Source organism: Vibrio sp. 10N.247.311.14, assembly GCF_041467715.1.
Taxonomy (GTDB): Bacteria; Pseudomonadota; Gammaproteobacteria; order Enterobacterales; family Vibrionaceae; genus Vibrio; species Vibrio crassostreae_C.
This window is the reverse complement of record NZ_JBFSVE010000092.1, coordinates 1-7216: the sequence shown is the minus strand read 5'-3', so window position 1 is coordinate 7216 and position 7216 is coordinate 1. Positions and strand designations below refer to the sequence as shown.

Sequence of the window (7216 nt, the reverse complement as noted above, 5' to 3'; positions counted from 1 at the left end):
AAGGGTATGAACTCGCTAAGTCTCTTGATTAACCAGACTTGTGATCAAGAGACAGGCACAGAGGCAGCCTTTCAATCAAACAAAGCGAGTGAGATTAAACCGAGAATGGGTACTTAATCGCTTCGTGGCATTCGTAACCTTCAACCCAGAAGTCATCCATCGTTACCCATGTTTCCAAATCTTCTAGAGACTTAATCTGAGGATTGATATGGAATGTTGGGCCAGCTAACGGCTCACGCTTTAACTGGATATCACGCATAGGTGCAAGTTGATCTTCGTAAATATGAGCATTTACTAGCTTATGGTAAGCCACGCCAGCTTTCTTACCCGTGATTTGCGCCATGATAGCTAGGAAGACATACACTTGAACCATGTTGAAGTTCAGGCCTAGGGGTACATCGCAAGAGCGCTGAGTGCTGTTTAGGTACAGAGTATCACCAAGTAGTGAGAAGTGATGGCTGTACATACACGGACGCAAACATCCCATGTGGAACTCACCTGGGTTGTAGAAGTTTAAGATCTCGCCGCGGTCATCAATACCGTTAGTTAGATCATCAACAATCTTCTTCAGTTGGTCGATATGACCGCCGTCAGGTTTTGCCCATGCACGTCCTTGAACGCCATAAACACGGCCCATGTCATCTTCACCCTTGCGGTAAGGGTTATTCAGCCATGCTTCATTCAGGTTAGAATTCGCATCCCAAGTTTTAGTCCCTAGCTTACGAAAATCTTCAGCATTGTCGTAACCACGGATATAGCCAAGCAGCTCAGCAACTGCGGCTTTCCAAAAACTCTTACGCGTTGTTACCAGTGGGAATTGGTTATTACCAACATCATATTCAAGGTCAGCATTGATCACGGTTAGGCAACGCTTGCCCGTGCGTTCATTTTCAATCCAAGTACCGTCATCAACGATACGCTGACAGAGATCTAAATACTGTTTCACACCAATTCCTTACTTCGTTTGTTGTGGTAATTCGTCTTTGTAGTGACCACGCTTGTATGCCCACACCATCATCAGCACACCGATGATAACCATTGGCAGTGACAAAATTTGTCCCATAGAGATAAATCCACCGAACAAACCTAGGTGAGCATCAGGTTCACGTACGTATTCTACTAAGAAGCGGAATGTACCATATCCAGCTAGGAATAACCCTGATACAGAACCAAGAGGACGCGGCTTTTTGATAAACCAGTTCAAGATGAAGAACAGCACGATACCTTCAAGCGCCATCTCGTAAAGTTGAGATGGGTGACGAGGAAGTGGACCACCGTTAGGGAACACAATCGCCCATGGCACATCAGTCACACGGCCCCAAAGCTCGCTGTTCATGAAGTTACCTAGACGGCCCATACCTAAACCAAATGGGACGAGTGGTGCAATCATGTCTGCCACGCCAAAGAAGGTGCGACCATTCTTTTTCGCATACCAGAACATTGCGGTGATAACACCCAGCAAGCCACCGTGGAAAGACATACCGCCAGTCCATACCTTAAATAGGTACAGTGGGTCTGCTAGGAAAAGGTCAAAGTTGTAGAAAAGTACGTAGCCAATACGACCACCCAACACCACACCTAGAAAGCCAGCAAACAGTAAGTCTGATACTTGCTCTCGAGTCCAACCACTACCCGGTTGATCAGCTCGGCGATTTGCTAACCAAAGAGCAAACATAAAACCGACAAGGTACATTAGGCCGTACCAACGAACTGAGATTGGTCCTAGTTCAATAAGAACAGGATCGATATTTGGGAATTCGATAAAACCCTGAGACATACTTGGCTCTCTATCTAAATTGATTAACGGTTAGCTCAATGACTAACAGAAAAGACACTACAGCAGCATTGTGGCTGCTATAAACATTAAAAATACCGCAAAGAATTTCTTCAGCACAGGGGTTGGCAATTGAGTGGCCAGTTTCGCACCCACTCGAGTGGTCAAAACTGAGGTACAAGATATCGCGATCAAAGCCGGTAGATAAACATAACCCAAGCTATACGCAGGAAGATCATCGACAGAAGATCCATGCCAAATGAAACCTAGCATTCCCGAAATCGCGATAACACAACCGCATACCGAAGATGAGCCGACGGCTTTACGCATTTCCACACCGTGATGGTTAAGGAAAGGTACCGATAAAGACCCACCGCCAATGCCCGCTAAGCTTGATACCAAACCAATCCCGCCGCCACACAACACGGTTTTAGCTGAACCCGGCATCGATTTTTGGCTCTTGGAGCGAATCGACAATAGCATTTGCAACGCCAACACCAAAACAATCACACCAAAGACTTTTGGTAAGTATTGAGCTGGAATTACATCGGCCACGAAAGAGCCGAGGAAGCCACCTATCACCACACCTGGCATCAACCATTTAACGACAAACATCTCTACGTTACCCAACTTTAGATGGTTAATCGCAGACGATCCCGACGTAACGATGATGGTTGATAGCGAAGTAGCCAATGCCATTTGCATCGCAAACTCTTGGGGGATACCCGCTTTAGGAAGCAAAAACAGTAAGGCAGGAACAACCAGCAAACCACCACCAATGCCTAGCAAGCCTGCTAAAACACCAACAATAGCACCAAGGCCCGCTAACAAGCCTATCAGTTCATATGACACGTTAAATCCTATTTTTTACCTGCTCGAATGAAGCCTGTAAATTCACGCTCTTCGAAATAGTTCAGCATCATACTATAGATGTCACTACCATACGGTTTTGAAAGTGCCTCATTTGCCAAATCCTGTAATTCAGCCAAGTTCGATTGACGAATCAAATATTTGGTTCTTGCGACATTCGAGGTATTCATACTTAACGTCTCATACCCCAATCCAATCAATAGCAGCGCGCCCATCGGGTCACCGGCTAACTCGCCACAAATACAAACAGGTAATTGATATTGCTTACAAGTATCATGAATTTGTTTTAATGCCATGATCACCGCAGGGTGCATTGATTCATAGACATCGGATACTCGTGAATTGTTCCGATCAACCGCTAATAAATATTGGGTTAAGTCGTTGGTACCGACTGAAACAAAGTCGACCTTATGCGCAATCAGCGGCAGTATGTACAGCATGGATGGCACTTCAATCATGATACCAACGCGAGGCATACGCACTCGGTTATCAAGCTCATGCACTTCATCATACGCTTGTTCAATCAACTGTAGCGCGTCATCCAACTCCTGTGCACCAGAGATCATCGGCAGCAAAATACTCAAGTTATGGCTTTCACAGCTCGCACGTAGCATGGCACGTAACTGAATAATAAAGATGTCAGGATGATCGAGCGTAAACCGAATACCACGCCAACCAAGGAATGGATTGTCCTCTTCGATAGGAAAATACGGTAAGGCCTTATCACCACCGATATCGAGTGTACGCATCACCACTTGTTTCTCTGGGTAGCTTGCCAGTACAGAACGATACTGCTTGAATTGTTCATCCTCTGACGGGAACCTTTGCTGCAACAAGAAAGAAATTTCAGTTCGATACAGCCCTACGCCATCAACGCCTTGGTTGATAGCGATGTTAGTGTCTGCACTTAAACCCGCATTAAGCAGAATCTCGACTTGCTTGTTGTCTTGCGTTTTTGCCGGTAGGTACAGCTCGCGATTGACCATAGAGGAGAGCTCACTCTCTTCTAGAATCAGCCCTCGATACTCTTTGAGCAGGCTTTTAGTCGGCTCAATAAAGATCTCACCGCTATACCCATCAACAATCGCTCGCTTGCCATTAGCTTGAGCTAGGTTGAGGTTTACCCCCATGACGGAAGGTATGCCAAGCGCTCGAGATAAAATCGCTGCGTGCGAGTTCGCCGCCCCTTCCAAGGAAATCACCGCTAAGAGCTTTTCTTTGGGAATAGACGCTAATACCGAAGCGGTTAACTCACGAACCACTAGGATAATTGGCTTATCTAACGTGCGAAGTTCATGTTCAGAGTTGTGGAGGAAATAGAGCAGCCTTTGTCCGAGCTCTCGGATGTCTTGTGCTCTCTCACGAAGATACACGTCCGACATACGAGCAAAGCGATTAGAATAACTCTCTACAACCTGTCTTAGTGCCCAATCGGCTTTATCGCCTTTCTGGATTTGGCTTTTTAGATCCTTACGCAGCATAGGATCGTTGAGTAAGTGAGTAAACAGGTCAAAGATCGCCAACGCATCTTTATTGATTTCGCTATCTAAGCGCTTTCGCATGCGCTTAAAGTCATTGAGGGCGTTTTCAACCGCTACCGCCAACAACTCATGCTCTCTCTCTATATTGAGCGTCGAAGCAGGATAAACATCGGTGAGTTCAGGCTGAGTGTTGTCCCACCATAAGTCACCAATCGCCACGCCCGATGAAGCTGCAATACCTTTAGTAGCCGGTAGCTTCTGTTGCTCTAACAGCCAATGGCCTTGAGTTTGGGCGTGCGCCACAATAACGGCAAGTTGTGCAGAGAGCGTGACAAGGAAGGATTCTTCCATCTCACTAAATAAACGTGGTGTCTTCTGTTGAATGACCAATACACCGAGCACTTGCTTGCGGTGGATAATCGGAGTACCGAGAAAAGAGTGATAGACGTTTTCTCCAAGCTCTGGAAAAAACTTATAAGCAGGGTGAGCAGACGCTTGTGCAAGGTTGATAGGTTCAGCACTTCTTTTAACAAGGCCAACCAGACCTTCGTCAAAACCAATGTGAATGCTATTGCCTTTGAAGATCAGGCCTTGAGTTGCCATCAACTCAAGGCGCTGCATATCATTATTTGCCAAATACACGGTGCAACATTCCGTCTGCATCGCACTGCATGTCTCTTTAACCAAAATATCAAGAGCCGTCGACACATCTTCAACTCTTGATACGTGTTCAACTATTTCCCTTAGTTGACTGAGCATGCTTAACCTCTACGCAATTTGCGCTTTCCTTTTATTTTTCGCTCTTTAAAAGGCATTGCTAAAGATGCGAACTCTTTCATCGCTCGACGGTAAACATCTCGCTTGAAAGAAACAACTTGTCGAACTGGGTACCAGTAACTCACCCAACGCCAACCATCAAACTCAGGTGTACTTCCACGCTGCATATTGATATGCGATTCATCGCAATCTAAGCGCAAAAGGAACCACTTCTGTTTTTGTCCAATACAGACAGGTTTAGAATCCCACCGAACCAGTCGTTTGGGTAGCTTGTAGCGTAACCAATGACGACTTGTCGCGACGATCTTTACATCCTTTTTAGTAAGGCCAACCTCTTCATACAACTCGCGGTACATTGCCTGTTCCGGAGTCTCACCTTCATCTATTCCCCCTTGAGGGAATTGCCATGAATGTTGCCCGTATCGTTTAGCCCAGAAGACCTGACCATGGTTGTTACAGATTACAATACCAACATTTAATCGGTAACCATCGCCATCTATCACTGGCCAACCTCTATCTAAATTTTTAATTACTCTGATTTTTCCACATATCCCCAATCGGAGCAAACTTAGTGACGTGATAAGCGCTATATTTATGAATAATAACTAGGAATATGGATAAGTTTTGCTCAAATTCTAGTTACCCACACAATAGTGAGACATAGACCACATTTATTCACCTTTTCTGTGAATAACTATGTGAAGAATTACCCGCAATCGTTTTTTTTAATCCATAGATTCATCAACACCAAAAACAACAAATCAGTCAAAACAATTTTATTATTATATAAATCAGTAAATTAAAATAACATTCTAGTTTTAAAAAACATTAGAAATGTAAAAGATCTTTCAGAAACCTAACATGGTCAAAGATCAACCACTCCGATGTTTATCCACACTACTAAGTGAAAGATTCATTTTGAACCCCATTTGGCAAGCATTTTATCCACCATAAACCCCTGTTTATTTATCCACTAAATTAATATTTCAATTAATTACCTTTATGTCCTGTGGATAACCCTGAGTTTGATCCCTTTTCTCGCAAGGAGATCATTTCTTAACCAGTCGTCATTTGGTGATAACTTCTGATAAAATCATTTTTTTGATCATGCCTTTTATTATGAAACCAGAACCACAAACACAACAAGAGCTGTTAGAGCGCGCGTATGCCATCGCCGGAATGACCTTTAAAGAGCTCGCTGACGAAGCTGAGATGGTGATGCCAAACGACCTTAAGCGTGATAAAGGCTGGGTTGGGCAGCTATTGGAATGGCACTTGGGTGCACCTGCAGGCAGTAAGCCAGAACAAGATTTTGCCAAGCTCGGTATCGAGCTAAAAAGCATTCCGATTAGCTACTCTGGCAAGCCACTCGAAACCACCTTTGTGTGTGTTGCTCCTTTGATGGGTGTGCAAGGCATAACTTGGGAAACCAGCCACGTTCGAAACAAGCTGTCTAAGGTGTTGTGGATCCCTGTCGAGGGAGAAAGAGAGATCCCGCTAGCAGAGAGGCATGTAGGATCCCCATTATTATGGACACCTAGCCAAGCTGAAGACGAACTCTTGAAGCGAGATTGGGAAGAACTGATGGAGTTGATCGTTTTAGGCAATGTTGAACAGATAACAGCAAGACACGGTGAAGCACTGCATTTACGTCCGAAGGCTGCTAACAGTCGTGTGTTAACGGAAGCTTACGGTGCAAGCGGAAAACCTATCAAAACTAAACCACGTGGTTTCTATCTGCGAACTCAATTCACCCATAAATTACTGACAACACATTACGCATAGATCGTTTAATCGAGCCTCGATAGCCAAAACTATCAGTGCGTTAAAAAACAGTCTGGAATTAGAATCAATATCTCGCTACCAACGCCTCTTAATGAGGTTTGAGCGCCAGTTCAATATCACAGTAGCTTTGGCTTGGCTCATTACCAAACTCATCATAGGCGTTGTGTAAGCGAAGATACGCCTTTTCAAAGCCGAGCCGGAGTAACTCCTCTTTCACTTGATCCAAGGATCCAAAGTGAAGCGGCTCGCCGTCTTGCTTTACCGGTTCTAGCTTATGTTTGTACTCCACCGCCAATAGATATTCTGAAATATCAGAACAACCAATAACGTACACTTTGGGTGTTTGATAAGAGTCTTTGTGCTCTCCATGTAACCACATGTCTAACTGATGCTTTTGCATAACCGGCCTCCCTTGCTCTCTATAGCTTAGTAGAACTCTATTTCTTTACTAGGGCACGTTGATTTTTCTCGATTAAATCGAGTAGGAGGAGGCCTCACGGCCTCCGTCCTCTCACACCACCGTACAAGC

The 7216-nt window shown here is 44.7% G+C and carries 7 protein-coding genes; 1 reads left to right on the top strand and 6 read right to left on the bottom strand.

Annotation, left to right across the window (positions count from 1 at the left end):
- Positions 1-94: 94 nt before the first annotated feature.
- From AB6F11_RS21255 to rppH, 5 genes are read right to left on the bottom strand one after another with little or no spacing between them, the layout of a single operon-like run.
- Positions 95-946: a thymidylate synthase gene (locus AB6F11_RS21255; protein ID WP_017059339.1), complete on the bottom strand. Its 852-nt coding sequence runs from the start codon at positions 944-946 to the stop codon at positions 95-97.
- Positions 947-955: 9 nt separating this feature from the next.
- Positions 956-1777, bottom strand: a complete 822-nt coding sequence (gene lgt, locus AB6F11_RS21250; RefSeq protein ID WP_017059338.1) for a prolipoprotein diacylglyceryl transferase — start codon at positions 1775-1777, stop codon at positions 956-958.
- Between the two features lie 57 nt (positions 1778-1834).
- Entirely contained in the window at positions 1835-2626 is a 792-nt protein-coding gene (locus AB6F11_RS21245) for a sulfite exporter TauE/SafE family protein (protein WP_017059337.1), read from the bottom strand.
- An 8-nt stretch (positions 2627-2634) separates the two neighbouring features.
- Entirely contained in the window at positions 2635-4884 is a 2250-nt protein-coding gene (gene ptsP, locus AB6F11_RS21240) for a phosphoenolpyruvate--protein phosphotransferase (RefSeq protein WP_102394041.1), read from the bottom strand.
- Positions 4885-4886: 2 nt separating this feature from the next.
- A complete protein-coding gene (gene rppH, locus AB6F11_RS21235; RefSeq protein WP_017059335.1) occupies positions 4887-5405 on the bottom strand; it encodes an RNA pyrophosphohydrolase in 519 nt (172 codons plus the stop codon).
- Positions 5406-6021: 616 nt separating this feature from the next.
- Here rppH and mutH point away from each other — a divergent pair.
- Complete coding sequence (gene mutH / locus AB6F11_RS21230) at positions 6022-6687, top strand: DNA mismatch repair endonuclease MutH (protein ID WP_032546406.1); 666 nt, start codon at positions 6022-6024, stop codon at positions 6685-6687.
- A gap of 88 nt (positions 6688-6775) precedes the next feature.
- Here mutH and AB6F11_RS21225 read toward each other — a convergent pair whose 3' ends face one another.
- Entirely contained in the window at positions 6776-7087 is a 312-nt protein-coding gene (locus AB6F11_RS21225; protein ID WP_004735016.1) for a DUF6482 family protein, read from the bottom strand.
- Positions 7088-7216: the final 129 nt, after the last annotated feature.